13 protein-coding genes and 1 pseudogene are annotated in these 16,655 nt (G+C 71.4%); 9 read left to right on the forward strand and 5 right to left on the reverse strand.

Going from position 1 to position 16,655, the window contains the following annotated elements:
* Positions 1 to 207: 207 nt before the first annotated feature.
* Positions 208 to 1,572, reverse strand: a complete 1,365-nt coding sequence (locus tag Ari01nite_RS29995) for an alpha/beta hydrolase family protein (protein WP_203785566.1) — start codon at positions 1,570 to 1,572, stop codon at positions 208 to 210.
* 46 nt (positions 1,573 to 1,618) lie between these two features.
* Positions 1,619 to 2,647, reverse strand: a complete 1,029-nt coding sequence (locus tag Ari01nite_RS30000) for a LacI family DNA-binding transcriptional regulator (protein WP_239163145.1) — start codon at positions 2,645 to 2,647, stop codon at positions 1,619 to 1,621.
* Between the two features lie 96 nt (positions 2,648 to 2,743).
* Between Ari01nite_RS30000 and Ari01nite_RS30005 the strand changes: the two genes are divergently transcribed.
* Genes Ari01nite_RS30005 through Ari01nite_RS30020 form a run of 4 tightly spaced genes read left to right on the forward strand, consistent with a single transcriptional unit; the run spans position 2,744 to position 7,861 of the window.
* The gene (locus Ari01nite_RS30005; protein ID WP_203785567.1) at positions 2,744 to 3,610 is read left to right on the forward strand and encodes a carbohydrate ABC transporter permease; all 867 of its coding nucleotides are present in this window, start codon (positions 2,744 to 2,746) and stop codon (positions 3,608 to 3,610) included.
* Positions 3,610 to 4,464, forward strand: coding sequence for a carbohydrate ABC transporter permease (locus Ari01nite_RS30010; RefSeq protein WP_203785568.1), 855 nt, complete (start codon positions 3,610 to 3,612; stop codon positions 4,462 to 4,464). Before Ari01nite_RS30005 ends, Ari01nite_RS30010 begins: the two co-directional genes overlap by 1 nt.
* 24 nt (positions 4,465 to 4,488) lie before the next feature.
* Positions 4,489 to 5,829: an ABC transporter substrate-binding protein gene (locus Ari01nite_RS30015; protein ID WP_203785569.1), complete on the forward strand. Its 1,341-nt coding sequence runs from the start codon at positions 4,489 to 4,491 to the stop codon at positions 5,827 to 5,829.
* A gap of 55 nt (positions 5,830 to 5,884) precedes the next feature.
* Positions 5,885 to 7,861 (forward strand): beta-galactosidase, encoded by a 1,977-nt coding sequence (locus Ari01nite_RS30020; protein ID WP_203785570.1) that lies wholly within the window; start codon positions 5,885 to 5,887, stop codon positions 7,859 to 7,861.
* Between the two features lie 288 nt (positions 7,862 to 8,149).
* Here Ari01nite_RS30020 and Ari01nite_RS30025 read toward each other — a convergent pair.
* Positions 8,150 to 8,992: pseudogene (locus tag Ari01nite_RS30025) on the reverse strand (FAD-dependent monooxygenase); the annotation flags it as partial.
* Positions 8,993 to 9,027: 35 nt separating this feature from the next.
* Between Ari01nite_RS30025 and Ari01nite_RS30030 the strand changes: the two are divergent.
* From Ari01nite_RS30030 to Ari01nite_RS30040, 3 genes are read left to right on the forward strand one after another with little or no spacing between them, the layout of a single operon-like run.
* Positions 9,028 to 9,609, forward strand: coding sequence for a TetR/AcrR family transcriptional regulator (locus Ari01nite_RS30030; protein WP_239163146.1), 582 nt, complete (start codon positions 9,028 to 9,030; stop codon positions 9,607 to 9,609).
* A gap of 17 nt (positions 9,610 to 9,626) precedes the next feature.
* Complete coding sequence (locus Ari01nite_RS30035) at positions 9,627 to 10,337, forward strand: lysophospholipid acyltransferase family protein (protein ID WP_203785571.1); 711 nt, start codon at positions 9,627 to 9,629, stop codon at positions 10,335 to 10,337.
* A complete protein-coding gene (locus Ari01nite_RS30040; protein WP_203785572.1) occupies positions 10,337 to 11,533 on the forward strand; it encodes a glycosyltransferase in 1,197 nt (398 codons plus the stop codon). The genes Ari01nite_RS30035 and Ari01nite_RS30040 overlap by 1 nt, the downstream gene beginning before the upstream one ends.
* Positions 11,534 to 11,594: 61 nt before the next feature.
* Here Ari01nite_RS30040 and Ari01nite_RS30045 read toward each other — a convergent pair whose 3' ends face one another.
* Both Ari01nite_RS30045 and Ari01nite_RS30050 read right to left on the reverse strand, forming a co-directional pair.
* The gene (locus Ari01nite_RS30045; RefSeq protein ID WP_203785573.1) at positions 11,595 to 13,085 is read right to left on the reverse strand and encodes a PH domain-containing protein; all 1,491 of its coding nucleotides are present in this window, start codon (positions 13,083 to 13,085) and stop codon (positions 11,595 to 11,597) included.
* Positions 13,082 to 13,579 carry a PH domain-containing protein gene (locus Ari01nite_RS30050; RefSeq protein ID WP_203785574.1) on the reverse strand — a complete coding sequence of 166 codons (498 nt, stop codon included), beginning with the start codon at positions 13,577 to 13,579 and terminating at the stop codon, positions 13,082 to 13,084. The genes Ari01nite_RS30045 and Ari01nite_RS30050 overlap by 4 nt, the downstream gene beginning before the upstream one ends.
* A 50-nt stretch (positions 13,580 to 13,629) precedes the next feature.
* Here Ari01nite_RS30050 and Ari01nite_RS30055 point away from each other — a divergent pair, with 50 nt between their 5' ends.
* Together Ari01nite_RS30055 and Ari01nite_RS30060 are read left to right on the forward strand one after the other, a co-directional pair.
* Positions 13,630 to 14,184 (forward strand): Pr6Pr family membrane protein, encoded by a 555-nt coding sequence (locus tag Ari01nite_RS30055; RefSeq protein ID WP_203785575.1) that lies wholly within the window; start codon positions 13,630 to 13,632, stop codon positions 14,182 to 14,184.
* A gap of 472 nt (positions 14,185 to 14,656) precedes the next feature.
* Positions 14,657 to 16,594 (forward strand): delta-60 repeat domain-containing protein, encoded by a 1,938-nt coding sequence (locus tag Ari01nite_RS30060; protein WP_203785576.1) that lies wholly within the window; start codon positions 14,657 to 14,659, stop codon positions 16,592 to 16,594.
* Positions 16,595 to 16,655 lie beyond the last annotated feature (61 nt).

Here is a 16,655-nt window from a genome sequence, read left to right on the forward strand (position 1 = left end):
TCCCCCGATTGTTCTGTGCTGGCACTTTCCGGAACGGAAATACGCACGGGGGCCGTCGACGGCATGCCAAAAGGACGGCAGGCAGAAGGAACGTGTTGCGGCGGATCCCCCGTGTCGCACGCTAACAGGTACGTACCCTAGCCAGGGTAATTGGTTCGGTCAATGCCAAAACGACCGTTAATTGTCGATCAAAGGCCTGGCCAGGGACTACGGGCAGGCCGGGGCGGCAAAGCCGGCGTGTGCGCCGCGGGTGAAACGGCAACCGAATTCCGGCGCCGCCACCACGCGCGGGTTGCGAATCGCGTCGCCGGGCGGGCGGTGGCCGGTTCTGATCCACTTCGTCAGGTCGTTGAAGCCCTCGATCAGCTCGGCCTGGGTGAATTCGCAATGGCCGTTGCCGCGAATGGCCCGGGAGACGAACAGCCGGGATTTTCCGTTGCGGGCGGCTCGTTCGGCGTACTCCTGCTCCATGGAAATGGGCACGAACAGGTCACCGATGGTGTGCAGGGAGAGGACCGGCACGCGCGGTGCACCGTCCACCCGCGGAATGCCGTTCAGGCCGCGGTCGGCGCGGGCGGTGCGGTGGACCCGGAGCACCTCGCGGTTGAGCCGCCACTCGGCCGCGGTCGGCAGCCACTGGTCGGTGCTGCGATAGAAGGTGTGCCGGTTGTCGGTGACGTTGCCGGGCGCGATGTTCGCGGTGCCGCCGCTGAGGCCGGGGTAGAGGCCGAACAGGAACGGCTGGCCGGTCAGCGGCGGGCCGGACGGCGCCGCGCTCCAGTAGGCGAACGCGCCGTCGAAGCCGGGCCGCTCGCCGCCGCTGCGCCGCTCCACGACGGCCGACCAGGTGCGACCGGCCGGGGTGAGCGGGCCGAGCGCCGGCTTTATCGTGGCCAGCTGGGCGGCGTACCGGGCCGGGTAGTCGGCGGCGGGGGAGAGCGGGAACTCGATGTCGACTCCGGCCAGCGCGGCCGCCGTCACGTTGGCGTCCAGGAAGTAGTCGAACAGTTCGGTGTCGCCCAGCACGCCGCAGTACGGCATGGCGCCGTCGAAGGCGCGCGGGTAGGTCTCGATCGCCACCGCGGTGACGTGCCCGCCCATCGACGCGCCGGACATGATCACCGAGCCGGCCGGGTGGCCGGTCACCTCGCGGAAGAGCCGGATCAGCGCGTACGAGTCGCGGACGCCCTGGCCCACGTCGTAGCCGTTGGTGGCGTAGCTGGAGGCGGCCCACGCGTAGCCCTCGGCGAGGTAGTGCGCGCGCAGTTCGGGGTTGCTCACGTACACCGTCGTGCCCTGGCCGCGGTAGCCGTGCGCGTACACCACCAGCTTGCCGTTCCAGCGCTGCGGCACCTCGATCCGGTACGCGGCACCGTCCCGGATGCCGGTGTAGGCGCGGGCGCCGTCGAGCGGGGTGAACGAGCAGTCCGGATCGGTGATCAGGTAACCGGGCTGAGTGGGGCTGGGTACCGGTGCCTCGCACAGCGCGGCTGCCTGTGCGGGTGCGGGCGCGGCGGCCAGCGAGACGACGAGAGCGAAAGCCGTGGCGGCGTACTTCCACCTGTTGGTCATGGAGTTACCTCCCGGTAACGATCCAACGACCGGGCATCGAGCGGTGTCAAGGGCCGGGCGGAGGAGCCGTGCTCGCCCGCTCGACCAGGATCGTCGGCACCAGGTCGGTGCCGGGCCCGGTGCGCTCGGCCCGGATCTTCGCCAGCAGGCCCTGTACGCAGCGGCGGCCCACCTCGGCGAAGTCCTGGTGCACCGTGGTCAGCGGCGGCAGGTAGGAGGCGGCGTCCGGGATGTCGTCGAAGCCGACCACGCTCACGTCCTCGGGCACCCGGCGGCCGCGCTCGTGCAGGGCGCGCAGCACGCCGAGCGCCATCTGGTCGTTGGCCGCGAAGATCGCGGTGCAGTCCGGCTCGGCGGCCAGCCGCAGGCCGGCCTCGTAGCCGGACGCGGCCGACCAGTCGCCGCGTTGGATCGGCGGCACCGGGCGGCCGGCCTCCTCGAGCACCTGCCGCCAGGCGAGGGCGCGGCGCTCGGACGAGAACGACTCGGCCGGGCCGGTCACGTGCCACACCGTTCGGTGGCCGAGGCCGAGCAGGTGCCGGACCGCCTGCCGGGCGCCGTCGGCCTGGTCGGTGTCGACCACCGGGTAGCGGTCGCCGGCGTCCGAGTCGACCACCACCACCTGCACGCCGGGCGGCAGCGTCAGGTTGGTGGCGTCCAGCAGGTGCACCTCCATGATCACCACGACCCCGTCCACGGCCAGCTCGCCGAGCCGGGTGAACGCGCCCAGCACGCCGTCCTGGGTGGGCGCCGCCACCGGGATCAGCGTGATCGCGTACCCCTCCAGCGCGGCCTGGGTGGCGATCGCCTCGACGGTCCGGCTGTTGCCGGTGGTGGACAGCGTGAACAGGATGACGCCGATGGTGCGGAACTCGCCGCGCTTGAGCGCCCGGGCCGCGCTGTTCGGCCGGTAGCCCAGCTCGCGCATGGCGTCCAGCACCTGCCGGCGGGTGGACTCGACCACGCCGGGATGGCCGGTGGAGACCCGGGACACGGTCTGCGACGAGACACCGGCGAGACGGGCCACGTCGGCCATCGAGACGCCGCGCGAGCGGCTCCTTGACGATCCCTGCACGCGGTGAAACTATCACCCCCGATGTTTACGTAAACATCGCACCGACGTGACGGCCATGTTTACGTAAACATCCGGAGGTTCGCGGGAGGTAACAGCATGGCAACACCACGCTCGGTGCGAGGGTGGCAGTTCGTCGCACCGTTCATGGTGGTCTTCGCGCTCGTGTTCCTGGCGCCGATCGGATATTCGATCTACCTGAGCCTGTACCGCAACCGGCTGGTCGGCGGCAACTCGTTCGTCGGGCTGGAGAACTACCAGCGGGCCCTGGAGGACGCCCAGTTCTGGGCGTCGTTCGGCCGGGTCGCGCTGTTCCTGGCGATCCAGGTGCCGATCATGCTGTTCCTCGCGCTGCTGGTGGCGCTCGCGATCGACAGCGGCCGGCTCTACGGCAAGGCGTTCTTCCGGGTCACGATCTTTCTGCCGTACGCGGTGCCGGCCGTGGTGGCCACGCTGATGTGGGGCTTCATGTACGGGCCGCGGTTCGGCCTGATCGGCAGCATCAACGACACGTTCGGCGTCACGCTGCCCGACCTGTTCGGCGCCCGGCTCGCCCTCGCCTCCATCGGCAACATCGTGACCTGGGAGTTCGTGGGCTACAACATGCTCATCTTCTATTCCGCGCTGCGGGTGGTGCCGCACGCGCTCTACGAGTCGGCGGCGATCGACGGCGCCGGCCAGTTCCGGATCATCCGCGCCATCAAGCTGCCGGCCATCCGCGGGGCGCTGGTGATCGCCACCATCTTCTCGGTGATCGGCAGCTTCCAGCTGTTCAACGAGCCGGCCATCCTGCGCCCGCTGGCCCGCAACACGATCACCACGGACTACACCCCCAACCTGTACGCCTACTCGCTGTCCTTCTCCGGCCAGCAGTACAACTACGCCGCCACCGTCGCGATCATCATGGGCGTCATCACCATGGTCATCGCGTACGTCGTGCAGCTGCGCGGAACCCGGGAGCGCTGATGACCACCCTGCTGCGGCGGCGCAGCGTCACGCTCACCCTGCTCACCGCGCTGATGGCGATCTACAGCCTGGTGCCGCTGGTCTGGCTGGTGATCAACGCGACCAAGACCCAGGACAGCCTGTTCTCATCGTTCGGGCTGTGGTTCGGCAACGACTTCGCGTTCTGGAGCAACATCCGCGAAACGCTCACCTACGACGACGGCGTGTTCCTGCGCTGGCTGGGCAACACGCTGCTGTACGTGGTGGCCGGCGCCGGCGGTGCCACGTTCCTGGCCACGCTGGCCGGGTACGGGCTGGCCAAGTTCGAGTTCACCGGCAAGCGGGCCGTGTTCGCCACCGTGATCGGCGCGGTCGCCGTTCCGGGCACCGCGCTGGCCGTACCCACCTTCCTGATGTTCAGCCGGATGGGCCTGACCAACACGCCGTGGTCGGTCATCATCCCGTCCCTGGTCTCGCCGTTCGGCCTCTACCTGATGTGGACGTTCTCGGCGCAGGCCGTGCCGGACGAGATGATCGAGGCGGCCCGGGTCGACGGGGCCGGCGAGTACCGCACGTTCTTCACCATCTCGGTGCCGCTGCTCGCTCCGGGCATCGTCACGGTCCTGCTCTTCACCATGGTCGCGACCTGGAACAACTACTTCCTGCCGCTGATCATGCTGAAGGACCCGGACTGGTATCCGCTGACCGTCGGGCTCAACTCCTGGAACGAGCAGGCCCAGACGGCGGGCGGCCAGGCCGTGTTCAACCTCGTCATCACCGGATCGCTGCTCACGATCGTGCCACTCCTCGCGGCGTTCCTTCTCCTCCAGCGCTACTGGCAGTCCGGTCTGGCCGCCGGCAGCGTCAAAGAATGAATTCCCCCCGAAAGGAACCCCTAGATGACCAGATTAGTCAGGCTGGCCGCCGCGGCGACCGCCGCCATGCTGGCGCTCACCGCCTGCGGTGGCGACGACGGTGACGACGGCGCCACCGGCGACACGGGCGGCGCGGCCGTCTCCGAGGCCGACGTCCAGGCCGCGCTCGACAAGGGCGGCAACCTCCTGGTCTGGGCCTGGGACAACACCATCAAGGACGTGGTGACCGGCTTCCAGGCCAAGTACCCGAAGGTCAAGGTCGAGCTGGTCAACGCCGGCACCGGCGACAAGCAGTACACCGCGGTGCAGAACGCGATCGCGGCCGGCAGCGGCGTGCCGGACGTGGCCCAGATCGAGTACTACGCGCTGCCCCAGTTCGCGCTCGCCAAGTCGGTCGCCAACCTGGGCGGGTACGGCGCCGGCGGCCTGCAGAGCACGTTCACGCCGGGCCCGTGGAACGCGGTGAACATCGGCGGCGGCACCTTCGGCCTGCCGATCGACTCGGGGCCGATGGCGCTGTTCTACAACAAGGAGGTCTTCGACAAGCACGGCATCCAGGTGCCGGCCACCTGGACCGAGTACGTCGAGGCCGCGCGCAAGCTGCACAAGGCCGACCCGAAGGCCTACATCACCGGCGACACCGGCGACGCGGGCTTCACCACCAGCATGATCTGGCAGGCCGGCGGCAAGCCGTACCAGGTCGACGGCACCAACGTGACGATCAACTTCGCCGACCCGGGCTCCACCAAGTTCGCCACCACCTGGCAGCCGATGATCACCGAGAAGCTGGTGGCGCCGATCCCGCCGTGGACCGACGAGTGGTTCAAGGCGCTGGCCGACGGCACCATCGCGAGCCTGCCCACCGGCGCCTGGATGCCCGGCAACCTGGCCTCGGGCGCGGCCGCCGCGTCCGGCAAGTGGCGGGTCGCGCCGATGCCGCAGTGGGAGGCCGGCGGCACCGCGAGTGCCGAGAACGGCGGCAGCTCGCTGGCTGTGCCGGAGAAGTCGGCCAACAAGGCGCTGGCGTACGCGTTCGTCAAGTACGCGGCCGTCGACGAGGGCAAGGACCTGCGGCTCAAGGCGGGCGCGTTCCCGGCCACGTCGGCCGACCTGTCCTCGCCCGCGTTCCTGGGCCAGGAGTTCCCGTACTTCGGCGGGCAGAAGGCCAACGAGATCTTCGCGAAGTCGGCGCAGGGCGTCGTGACCGGCTGGTCGTACCTGCCGTTCCAGGTCTACGCCAACAGCATCTTCAACGACACCGTGGGTAAGGCGTACGTCTCGCCGACGAGCCTCGCCGACGCGCTGAAGAGCTGGCAGGACCAGTCCGCCAAGTACGGCACCGAGCAGGGCTTCACCGTCAAGTGACACCGGAGGGGGCCCGTGCCGCCGGTGCGGGCCCCCTGCCAGGCAAGGAGTTTGTGTGAGTTCCCCCCGCTGGCTGCGCCGCACCGGCGCGCCCCGCCTCGAGTACGGCGCCGACTACAACCCCGAGCAGTGGCCGCGCGAGGTCTGGGACGACGACGTGCGCGCCATGCGCGAGGCCGGCGTCACCATCGTCTCGCTCGGCATCTTCTCCTGGGCGCGGCTCGAACCGGCCGACGGCGAGTTCGACTTCGGCTGGCTCGACGAGGCGATGGATCTGTTGCACGCCAACGGGATCCTGGTCGACCTGGCCACCGCGACCGCCTCGCCGCCGCCGTGGCTGACCGCCGCACACCCCGAGGTGCTGCCGATCGACCAGCAGGGGCGCACGGTCTGGCCGGGTGGCCGGCAGCACTGGCGCCCAACCTCCAAGATCTTTCGGCGGTACGCGCTGCGCCTGGTCCGCGAGTTGGGCACGCACTACGCGAACCACCCCGCGCTGGCGGCCTGGCACGTCAACAACGAACTGGGCTGTCACAACCTCTACGACTTCTCGGACGACGCCGCCGTCGCGTTCCGGGACTGGCTGCGCTCCCGGTACGCGACGCTGGACGCCCTCAACCACGCCTGGGGCACCGCGTTCTGGTCGCAGCACTACACGGCGTGGGAGCAGATCCTGCCGCCCCGGCTGGCCGCCACCCACCCCAACCCGACCCAGCAGCTCGACTTCAAGCGCTTCTCGTCGGACGTGCTCAAGGACCACCTCATCGCCGAACGGGAACTGCTGCGCGAGCTGACCCCCGAGGTGCCGGTCACCACCAACTTCATGGTCGTCGGCGAGACGAAGGGCATGAACTACGCCGACTGGGCCGCCGAGGTCGACTTCGTGGCCAACGACCACTACACGCACCCCGGCCCGCGGAGCCGCGACGAGCTGTCGTTCGCGGCCAACCGGGTCGGCAACCTGGCCGGCGGCGCGCCCTGGTTCCTGATGGAGCACTCCACCAGCGCCGTGAACTGGCAGCCGGTCAACGTCCCGAAGCGCCCCGGCGAGCTGGCCCGGGACTCGCTCACCCACGTGGCGCACGGAGCCGACGCGGTGTGCTTCTTCCAGTGGCGGCAGTCGCGGGCGGGCGCCGAGAAATACCACTCGGCGATGCTGCCGCACGCCGGGACCGGCAGCGCGCTGTTCCGGGCCGTGGTCTCGCTCGGCGAGCGGCTGCGCGACCTCGCTTTCGTGGCCGGCACGCACCGCACCCGGGCCCGGGCCGCGATCGTCTTCGACTGGGAGTCGTGGTGGGCGGCCGAGCAGGACTCGCACCCCACCGACCGGCTGCGCTACCAGCAGGAGGCGCTCGACTGGTACTCGGCGTTCCTGGACCTGGGCGTCCGGGTGGACGTGGTGCCGGCGTCGGCCCCGCTGGCGGAGTACGCGTTCGTCGCCGCGCCGATCCTGCACGTCGTGCCCGCCGCGCTGGCCGAGCGGCTGACCTCGTACGTGCACAATGGTGGTCACCTGGTCACCACCTACTTCAGCGGGATCGTCGACGAGAACGACCACGTCTGGCTGGGTGGCTACCCGGGCGCGCTGCGGGAACTGCTGGGCCTGCGGATCGAGGAGTTCGCGCCGCTGCTCGACGACGAGAGCGCCGCACTCGACAACGGCACCACCGGCACGCTGTGGACCGACCGGATCGACCTGACGTCCCCGGCCACCGAGGTGCTGGCCTCGTACAAGACCGGCGAGATGGCCGGCCGCCCGGCCGTGACGCGACACCCGGCGGGTGCCGGTTCGGCCGGTTACGTGTCGACCCGGCTGGGTCCGGCCGGTATAGCCGCGGTGCTCGGCGAGTTCCTGGATCGGGCCGCCGTGCGGAGTGAGCTTCCCCCTGATTTGCGGGGCAGGGTCGAGCTGACGGTACGTGACGGCATACGCTTCCTCCTCAACCGCACCGACGCGCCGGTCGACCTCACGTCGCTCGGCGCCGACGTGCCCGTGCTCGCCGCCAGGGCTGTGGCGGCGATCCGCGCCTGAACATTCGGCGCGCGACCCGGTGGCGTCCCTGCCCCGACGCCACCGGGTCAACCCCAACCTCGGGCTCAACCGCTCGGGTGCGGCCCGGGCGGCTGCCAGTCCGACCAGCGGGCCATCGAGCGGATCGACACCCGCGCCGGCGTGAGGCGGATCGCCGCGTTGCGCAGAGCGACCGCGACCGGGTTGCGCAACTGCTGCCCGACGCGGCCGACCTGACGGGCCGCGCGGGACCTGCGTGGTGCGCGGATGCCGCAGCCGGTCGTAGGTGGCCAGCCCGTCCGGCGTCCCGAGGGCGTGCGCCAGCACGACCGCGTCCTCGACGGCCTGACCGGCGCCCTGACCCAGGTTGGGCGTCATGGCGTGCGCCGCGTCTCCCAGCAGCGCCACCCTACCGGCCACGTACGACGGCGGCGGGGACGGCAGATACCAGATGTCGCCGGCCAGAATCCGCTCCGGCGCGGTGGCGGCCAGCAGGTCGGGGATGGGCGCGTGCCAGCCGCGCAGGGCGGGCGGGAGCGGCAACCGCGCGTCCGGGGGTGCGGTGATCGCGGCGTACCAGTAAACCTGCCCGGCGCCGATCGGGACCGTGCCGAACTCGGTGCCCCGGCCCCAGGTGATCGTGGCCGGCACCGGGCCGGGAAAGTCGGTGACCGCGCGCCACGCGGTGCTGCCGCTGTACGCCGGTGCGGGAGTGCCGGGCCAGAACGTCGCCCGGACCACGCTGTTGATGCCGTCGGCGCCGACCACCAGATCCGCGTCCAGGTCGCGCGGATCGTCGACGCGGCAACCGGTCCGGACCACGCCCGCGGGCAGCGCCGCGGCCAGGATGCGGTGCAGGGCGGCCCGGTGGATGCCGTGCGTGCCGTCGGCGACGTCGAGCCGGGACAGCCAGCGACCGCGGTCGGTGCGGATGCCGCCGGAGGACGCCTCGGCGCCGGCGGCCCGGACCGCGTCGCCGACGCCGAGTGTGTCGAGGGCGCGCATCGCGTTCGCCATCAGGGTGAGGCCGGCGCCGGACCCGCGCAGCGCCGGTGCCTGTTCCCGGACGGTGACCTGCCAGCCGGTGCGGACCAGCGCCAGCGCGGCGGTCAGCCCACCGATGCCGGCACCGACGATGATTGCGGTAGCCATGCACGTATTCTACAGATGTAGAAGAAGGGGGTCGAGTGCGCGACCGCACCGCGAGGATCGCCGCCCTGGCCGACGCCGCGATCGGGCTGCTCGCCGAGGAGGGCGCGCGCGGCCTCACCCACCGGGCCGTCGACGCGCGCGCCGCGATGCCGGCCGGCACCACCTCGGCGTACCTGCGAACCCGGCAGGCCCTGATCGAAGCGGTGGTGGACCGCCTGGCCGACCTGGACGGCGAGCCGGCCCCACCGGCGCCGGCGGATGACCTCGACGGGCTCGCGGCTGGGATCGCGGCGATGCTCGACCACCAGCTGAGCGAGGGGCGCACCCGGACGCTGGCCCGGTACGCGTGCCTGTTGGAGGCCACCTACCGGCCCGAGCTGCGGACGATCCTGGCGCACGGCGCGGCGTCCCGGGCCGCGGCGCGGCAGATGCTGGCGGCGGCCGGTGCCGCCGACGCCGCACGACGGGGCGACTACCTGGTCGCGTACCTGGACGGCTTGGTCTTTGATCGTCTCATCGGTGCCGGCGCGCTCACCGCGCCACCGCCGGGAACTGCGCAGTCAAAGGCTGATTTGACCGAGGCCGTACGCCTGGCGTTAAGTGCGGCGATGCGATGAAGCCCTACGATGCGCCCATGCGTCGCGTGTTCTCGGTGGTGTACTGGGCTTTCATCGGGCTCACGTGTCCGGTCTTCTTCTTCGGCGCCGTGGTCGTCTGGCTGGTGACGCTGCCGTTCGACCGGCGCCGGGTCGCGCTGCACCTGTACTCGTCGGCGTGGGCGGTCTTCTACGTCCACGTCAACCCGCTGTGGCGCCTGCGGATCACCGGCCGCGAGCGGCTGCCCTGGCACGGCCCCGCGGTTCTGGTCGCCAACCACGCCTCGCTGATCGACATCCTGGTGCTGTTCGGCCTGTTCCGCCCCTACAAGTGGGTGTCCAAGCAGGAGATCTTCAAGGTCCCGGTGATCGGCTGGAACATGCGGCTCAACGACTACGTGCCCCTGGTCCGCGGCAGCGGCGCCTCGGTCCGCCGGATGATGGAGCACTGCGACCGCCTGCTGGCGGCCGGCTCACCCGTGCTGATCTTCCCGGAGGGCCGCCGCAGCGCCGACGGCTCGCTGCAGGCGTTCAAGGACGGTGCCTTCGATCTGGCCGTACGCCACCACGTGCCGGTCTATCCGATCGTGGTGACCGGGACCGGGCGGGCGCTGCCCAAACACGGCCTGGTCCTCCGGGAACACGTCGATGTCCGGGTCACGGTGCTGCCGCCGCTCGACCCCGCCGCGTACGGCGACGTGCCGTCGCTGCGGGACGCGACCCGGCAGGCCGTCGCGGACCACCTCTGATGCGGATCGCCCACTTCTGCGACAGCCACGAGGGCCGCCCCGACGGCGTGTCCCGCTCGGCGGCCCTGACCGTCTCGTTGCTGCGGGCTGCCGGCCACGAGGTCGACCTGGTACACCCCGGCCCGCTGCTCACCCGTTCCGCCGAGGCCGGCCGGGTGCGCTCGATCCCGGTCCCGCGCCGTCAGGTCCGCGTCGCCCTGCCGTCCCCGCGCCCACCCCTGACCGGCCCGCCGTTGACCGGCCCACCCGACGTGATCCACGCGCACACCGTGGGCCCGATCGGCATGACCGGCTTCCGCCTGGCCGAACGCTGGCGGGTGCCACTGGTGATGACCTGGCACACCGACCTGCTCGCCTACGCGGATCACTTCCCGGAGATCCCCACCGGCGCCGCCTGGTGCGCGCGGCAACTGCGGCTGGGCTGGTCCGCCGCCGAGTTCCTGGAACTGACCCGCCCCGGCGCGGTCCGGCGGCACCGCCTGGCGGCGCTGGGCCAGGCCATGTTCGCCCGGCTGGCGGTGGCGATCGCCCCGTCGCCCAAGACCGCCGCGGGGTTCGCCGACTTCGCCCCGCTGCCGCCGGTGTGCGTCCTGCCCACCCCGGTCCTGCCGGTCGTTACCGTCCCGCTCGCCCGGCTCAAACGGCCCGGTGCCGTGGTGCTGTCGGTGGGCCGGGCCTCCGCCGAGAAGAACCCGGAGTTGCTGCTCCAGGCCTTCACCCACCTGCGCCGCACGGTGCCGGACGCCCGCCTGGTCATGCTCGGGGTCCGTCAGGCCCGGGCCGCCCTGTGCCGCCGCATAGCCGAACTCGACCTCGCAGCTTCCGTGGAGATGCTGCCCCCGGTCCCGCCGGGCGAGGTGACCGCCTACTACCGGGCGGCGGACGTGCTGGCGTTCTCCTCCACGACCGACACCCAGAGCCTGGTGCTGGCCGAGGCCGAGGCAACCGGCCTGCCGGTGGTGGCCGCCGACCCGCAGCTGGCCGAGCGTCCCGGCGGCGGCCCGCCCCGCCCCACCTGCCCACCGGAGCCGGCGGCCTTCGCCGCCGCCCTGCACCGCATGCTGACCGATGCCACCTTGCGCGCCGAGGTGATCGACGCGGGCCTGGCCGCCACCGCGGCGTATCCACCGGAGCTGTTCCTGTCCCGCCTGGTCGAGGTGTACGCGCGATCCCGCACGGCCGAACTCCCCGCCTGATCTGGCGCGCGCCGGGCGAGCGTTCGGCGGTATCTGTCGGTTGGCCGGGGCGGATGCGACGCTAGCGCGTCTCCGCGGGTTCGAGGAACTGGGCGGCCAGGTCGGGGGTCGCGCTCAGCGCGAACGTCAAGGCCTGGTCAACACCCATGTCGTACGCGTGATAGGCGCGCTCGCCCGCGGCGGTGGCGATGCCGACGTCGATCCGGTTGCCGCGGCGCTGGAACAGGGACTGCTGGAACGTCCAGCCGATCACCGCGCGGTCCTGGAGCGCGACCGTGGTGCGTGTCAGCGGGCCGCGCCGGACCACCAGGTACGGGCCGGTGCTGGCGTGCCCGAGCGCGCGGTAGGCGGCGACGGCCAGCGGCAACCCCAGCGGCAGCAGGGCGAACGGCAGTGGCACCGCCCAGTACGGCAGGGCGCCGCTGACCGCGAACAGCAGCAGCGCGCCGGCCAGCAGGGCCGGCCACCAGAGCGCCCAGCCGAGTCGCCGCACCAGGGCGCCGCGGGGATGACTGCGCAGCGGTGCCTCCAGCGGGCGGTGGCCGTCCGGCAGGATCCGCGCGGCCAGGTCGCGGGCCTCGGCCATCCTGATCCGGGGGAGCACCGTGCTGGTCGGGCTCTGGCCGCTGGTACCCAGGCCGGTCGTGATCACCTTGGTCTCGGTGAGGTGCAGCCAGCGCCACCACAGCGGTTCGGCGAACGCGATGCCGCGCATCCGCTCGTCGTCGCGGCTCACCGTCTGGGTGTTGATCAGGCCGCGCCTGGTGACCAGCGCGGTGGCCGGTGGCGTGCCCACGCGCACCAGCTGGAAGTTCCACCATTCCAGCAGGAAGGTGCCGGCTTTGAGGGCAATGCCGATCGGGTACGCGACCAGGACGGCGACGACCACGATCAGCGGCGACCAGTCGACCAGCCCGCGCCCGTAATCCAGCAGGTCGACCCCGAACGGGCGCAGGAACCAGTAGGCGCCGACGACCGGGCCGGCCACCACCAGCGGCGCCCACACGGTGATCACGTTCAGCGGAATCCAGTCCCGGCGCAGCCGCGCGATCACAGTCTCCGGCTCGGCGTGCTCGCTGTCCGCCTCGGTCCCGGTTTCGCCGGCGGTGCGGGTGGTGCCGTGCATGAGTTCCTGCTGGAGCCGTTCGGCGTGCCCGGTGTCCAAGGCATTGAGCTGGAACGACGACTGCGCCTCGCCGGATCCGATGTGCACCGTGCGCAGGCCGAGCAGCCGGGACAGGCCGCGCGCCGTGCTGTCCACGCTGCGGATCCGGTCGCGCCCCACGGTGCGGTGCTTGCGGGCCAGCCAGCCGGTGCGCATCTCGACCCGGTCCGGGGTGACCCGGTAGCGGGTGGTCTGCCAGCGCACCAGGTCGCCGAGCGAGCCGAGCAGCCCGAAGAACGAGCCGGCCACCAGCACCCACACCGGGCTGCCGTCGTTGAGCACCACCAGGCCCAGGTAGCCCGGCACCATCGCGACGAGCGCCCGCAGCAGCGCCAGATAGAAGGTGCGGACGCTGAGCCGCCGCCACGGAACCTCGGCGCTGGTCACGTGGCGTCACCGGGGTCGGCCGCGGTGACCTGGCGCAGGCGGTCCACGGTGTCCGCGGCCACCCGCGCGTCCAGCCCCTCGATGGTGATCTTGCCCTCCGAGGACGCCGTGGTGACCGTGATGGTGGCCAGCCCGAGCGCCTGCTGGAGCAGCCCGCGCTCGGTGTCGATGCTCTGGATCCGGGAGATCGGGACGATCTGCCATTTCCGGGTGAGCCAGCCCTCCAGCGAGTACACCGCGTCGTCGGTGGCCTCCCAGCGGTGCACCAGGTAACGCCAGGTCGGCATGACCGCGAGGTTGACCGCGTAGAGCACCCCGGCCACGACCAGCACCGGCCCGAGCCAGGGCCGGGTGACCTCGACGAACCCGTAGACCGCACCGAGCACACCGAGCACACCGATGCCCCAGAACAGCGTCTGCACCGTACGCCAGAGAATGAACCGACGATCCACCCGGTGCCGCGGCGGCCGAATACGCAACTCCACGACATCCATGCGGCCATGGTGACCCAACGCGGCAACCGGCACTCGGCTTTAATGACGCCATGCTCGGTAAAGCCGCCGCGGGTGTGGTCGCCGCGGGGCTGGTGCTCGCCTTTGTGGCGGCGCCCGACGCGGGCGGGCTCTGCTGGTACTTCACGATTCAGGTCTGTGCGGGGTATCTGCTGCTGGCGCCGTTCCGGGCGGCGTGGGCCGGGCCGGTGCGGACCGCGCTGGTGGTCTATCTGGTGGTGGCCGGGCTGGTGTTCGTGCTGGTGCTGGCCAACCCGTGGAACCCCTACTCGATGGCCGGCGACCCGGCGGCTCGCGGCACCGTGTCGGACCTGGGCAATCTGCTGCTGCACGTGGTCGCGCCGCCGCTCGCGCTGGCCGCGTGGTGGCGGGACCGGCCGGTGCTGCGCCACCGCGGGCGGCTGCTGCTTCTGCTGCCGGTTTATCCGCTGGGCTACCTCGCCGCGATCCTGCTGCGCGGCACCGAGTATCTTTACTCCTTCCTCGACGTCCCCGCGATCGGATACCCGGCCACGGTGCGCAACGCGGTGATGCTGGCCGCGGTGACCGTGGCGACCGGTCTCGTCGTCACCCGGGCCCGGCATTGACTTCGGTCACACCGCCGGGCGACTGTCCAATCGACGACAGTCACCGGTGTCCGGATTTAACCGCGCCGGGATTGGCGCCGACATCCGGTGGCCGGAGTCCGCTTAATAATGCCTTAAAGTCCAATTCGGACATTGGTACGGGGTGATCCAGATCTCGCCGGGGCTCCATGCTGGACGTCTGTAACACCTTGCGGGCGTCGAGTCGTATGGCCGTTCGGTGGAAGTCAGTTGCCGATGTGGACAGTCCGCACGCTGCGACGGGACAGGGTTAACGGCGCGGAAACAACACGCGACGGGGGCCGGTGGCGCCGGTAGCCGTCCATCGATATCCTGACCGCGGACTGCCGGACGGCCCCGTGTGTCGGTGTGGGGACAACGCCCGCGCGGATGCCCGGCCCGGCATCGGCCAAACCTGAATTTAAATCTACGTTCCCCGCGCGGGAGAGGCGAATAACCATTGTTCGGCATCGATATGAAATGGTTACGGCGCGGGGCGCGAGCCCTGTCCGCCGGAGTCTTCACGGCAGTCGTGCTGCTCTGCGTGCCCGGTGTGGCCCGAGCCGCCTTCATCCCGGAGCCCACCGTCGGCCGGGTGGCCTCGGCGGACCCCAGCGACCTCACCCCGCACGCCCGCGACGGTGAGGTGCGGGCGTTCGCCGAAGTGGGCAACACCGTCTACGTCGGAGGCACCTTCACGCAGATCCGCACCGGCGCCGACGGCACCTGGGCCGGCCGGCCCTACCTGTTCGCCTACGACCGCCTCACCGGCGCGGTCAGCAGCACCTTCGCGCCCACCCTGGACGGCGCGGTCAACGCGCTCGCGGTAAACGCCGCCGGCCAGCTGATCGTCGGCGGCGGATTCCGCAACGTCAACGGCGCGGAACGGCGCAACCTGGTCGCCCTCAACCCGGCCACCGGCGCGACCGTCGGCTCCTGGACCGGGCGGTCGGACGGCGGCGTGGTGCGCACGCTCAAGATCTCCGACGGTCACCTCTACGTCGGCGGCGCCTTCAACTGGCTCAACGGCGTGGAGCGGCGCGGCCTGGCCCGGGTGAGCGCGGCCACCGGGGCGATCGACTCCGGGTTCGTCATGCACGCCACCGCCGGCCGCAACAACGTGGCGCCGTACGTGTGGACGCTCGACGTCGCGCCGGACGGCCGCACGCTCGTCGTCGGTGGCAACTTCACCCTGGTGGACGGCGTGTCCCGCAACCAGATCGCGGTGATCGACGTGGCCGGAGACGGCGCCGCAACCCTCGCCGACTGGCAGACCTCGCGGTACGTCTCGCCGTGTGCCTCGCCGAACACGTTCACCCACTACGTGCAGGACGTCGACTTCTCCGACGACGGCAGCTACTTCATCGTCGGCAGCAACGGCGGCGGTGGCTGGCCCACGGCGTACTGCGACGCGCTGGTCCGTTTCGAGACCGGCACCCGCGGCACCGGGCTCAGCGCCACCTGGACCGACTTCACCGGCAACGACACGATCACGTCGGTCGAGGCGGCCGACGAGGTGATCTACACGGGCGGGCACTTCCGCTGGCTGAACAACCCCAACCGCAGCGACGCCGCCGGTCCGGGCGCGGTCGACCGGCTCGGCGTGGCCGCCGCCGACCCGAACAACGGCCTGCCGATCAACTGGAACCCGCGCCGCAGCGGTGCGCCGGCCGGCACCACCGCCTGGGGCTCCGCGGTCCCGGTCATCTGGCGGGGGTCCGACGGCATCTACATCGGACAGAACTCGGACGGCCTCGGCAACGAGTACCACGGCCGGTTCGCCATGTTCCCGATGTCCGGCGGGCGCACCATCCCGGTGGTCCGGCCGCCGGCCGAGCCGTCCGGCTACCTCTACTCCGGCGGCACGGCCGGCGAGCTCACCCGGACCGCCATCGCCGACGGTGCCCTCGGCGCGGCGACCGTGACGGCCCAGCCCAACTTCACCGGCACCGGGGTCGCCACCCGGGCCGGCGACAAGCTCTACTGGGACGTCGCCGGCGAGTTCGGCATCTCCAGCGTCGCCGGCAACGGTGCCATCGGCGCGCCGTGGCACGTCGGCTACAACGACTGGTTCAGCACGTCGGTGCTGACCGGCGCGTTCTATCTGAACGGGCGGCTGTACTACACCCGGTCCACCGGCAGCGGCCTGTACTACCGCTACTTCGAGCCGGACGGCTACATCGTCGGCGCCACCGAGTTCAGCCTGCCCACCACCGGGATGACCTGGTCCGCGGTGCGCGGCATGACCTGGGTGAACGGCGCGCTGGTGTACGGGTCGGCGGACGGCGCCCTGCGCACTGTCCCGTTCGACGCCACAGCGGCGGCCGGAGTCGCGGTCGACGGGGCGAACGTGGCCCAGCTCGACGCCGGTCCGTCCTGGACCAGTCGCACGCTGTTCTTCGCCGGTTCCTGATCCACCGACAGAGAGGGCTCGCCGCGTGACCGAGACGACGGTTCCCGGGACTCCCGCGGTG

Source organism: Paractinoplanes rishiriensis (assembly GCF_016862375.1).
In the GTDB taxonomy this organism is placed as follows: domain Bacteria; phylum Actinomycetota; class Actinomycetes; order Mycobacteriales; family Micromonosporaceae; genus Actinoplanes; species Actinoplanes rishiriensis.

What these genes read in the sequence shown, in the direction of transcription:
- Ari01nite_RS30035 (WP_203785571.1), top strand. Translation starts at nt 9,627, where the DNA reads ATGCGTCGCGTGTTCTCGGTGGTGTACTGGGCTTTCATCGGGCTCACG.
- Ari01nite_RS30060 (WP_203785576.1), top strand. Translation starts at nt 14,657, where the DNA reads ATGAAATGGTTACGGCGCGGGGCGCGAGCCCTGTCCGCCGGAGTCTTC.
- Ari01nite_RS30005 (WP_203785567.1), top strand. Translation starts at nt 2,744, where the DNA reads ATGGCAACACCACGCTCGGTGCGAGGGTGGCAGTTCGTCGCACCGTTC.
- Ari01nite_RS30055 (WP_203785575.1), top strand. Translation starts at nt 13,630, where the DNA reads ATGCTCGGTAAAGCCGCCGCGGGTGTGGTCGCCGCGGGGCTGGTGCTC.
- Ari01nite_RS30050 (WP_203785574.1), bottom strand. Translation starts at nt 13,579, where the DNA reads ATGGATGTCGTGGAGTTGCGTATTCGGCCGCCGCGGCACCGGGTGGAT.
- Ari01nite_RS29995 (WP_203785566.1), bottom strand. Translation starts at nt 1,572, where the DNA reads ATGACCAACAGGTGGAAGTACGCCGCCACGGCTTTCGCTCTCGTCGTC.
- Ari01nite_RS30010 (WP_203785568.1), top strand. Translation starts at nt 3,610, where the DNA reads ATGACCACCCTGCTGCGGCGGCGCAGCGTCACGCTCACCCTGCTCACC.
- Ari01nite_RS30040 (WP_203785572.1), top strand. Translation starts at nt 10,337, where the DNA reads ATGCGGATCGCCCACTTCTGCGACAGCCACGAGGGCCGCCCCGACGGC.
- Ari01nite_RS30015 (WP_203785569.1), top strand. Translation starts at nt 4,489, where the DNA reads ATGACCAGATTAGTCAGGCTGGCCGCCGCGGCGACCGCCGCCATGCTG.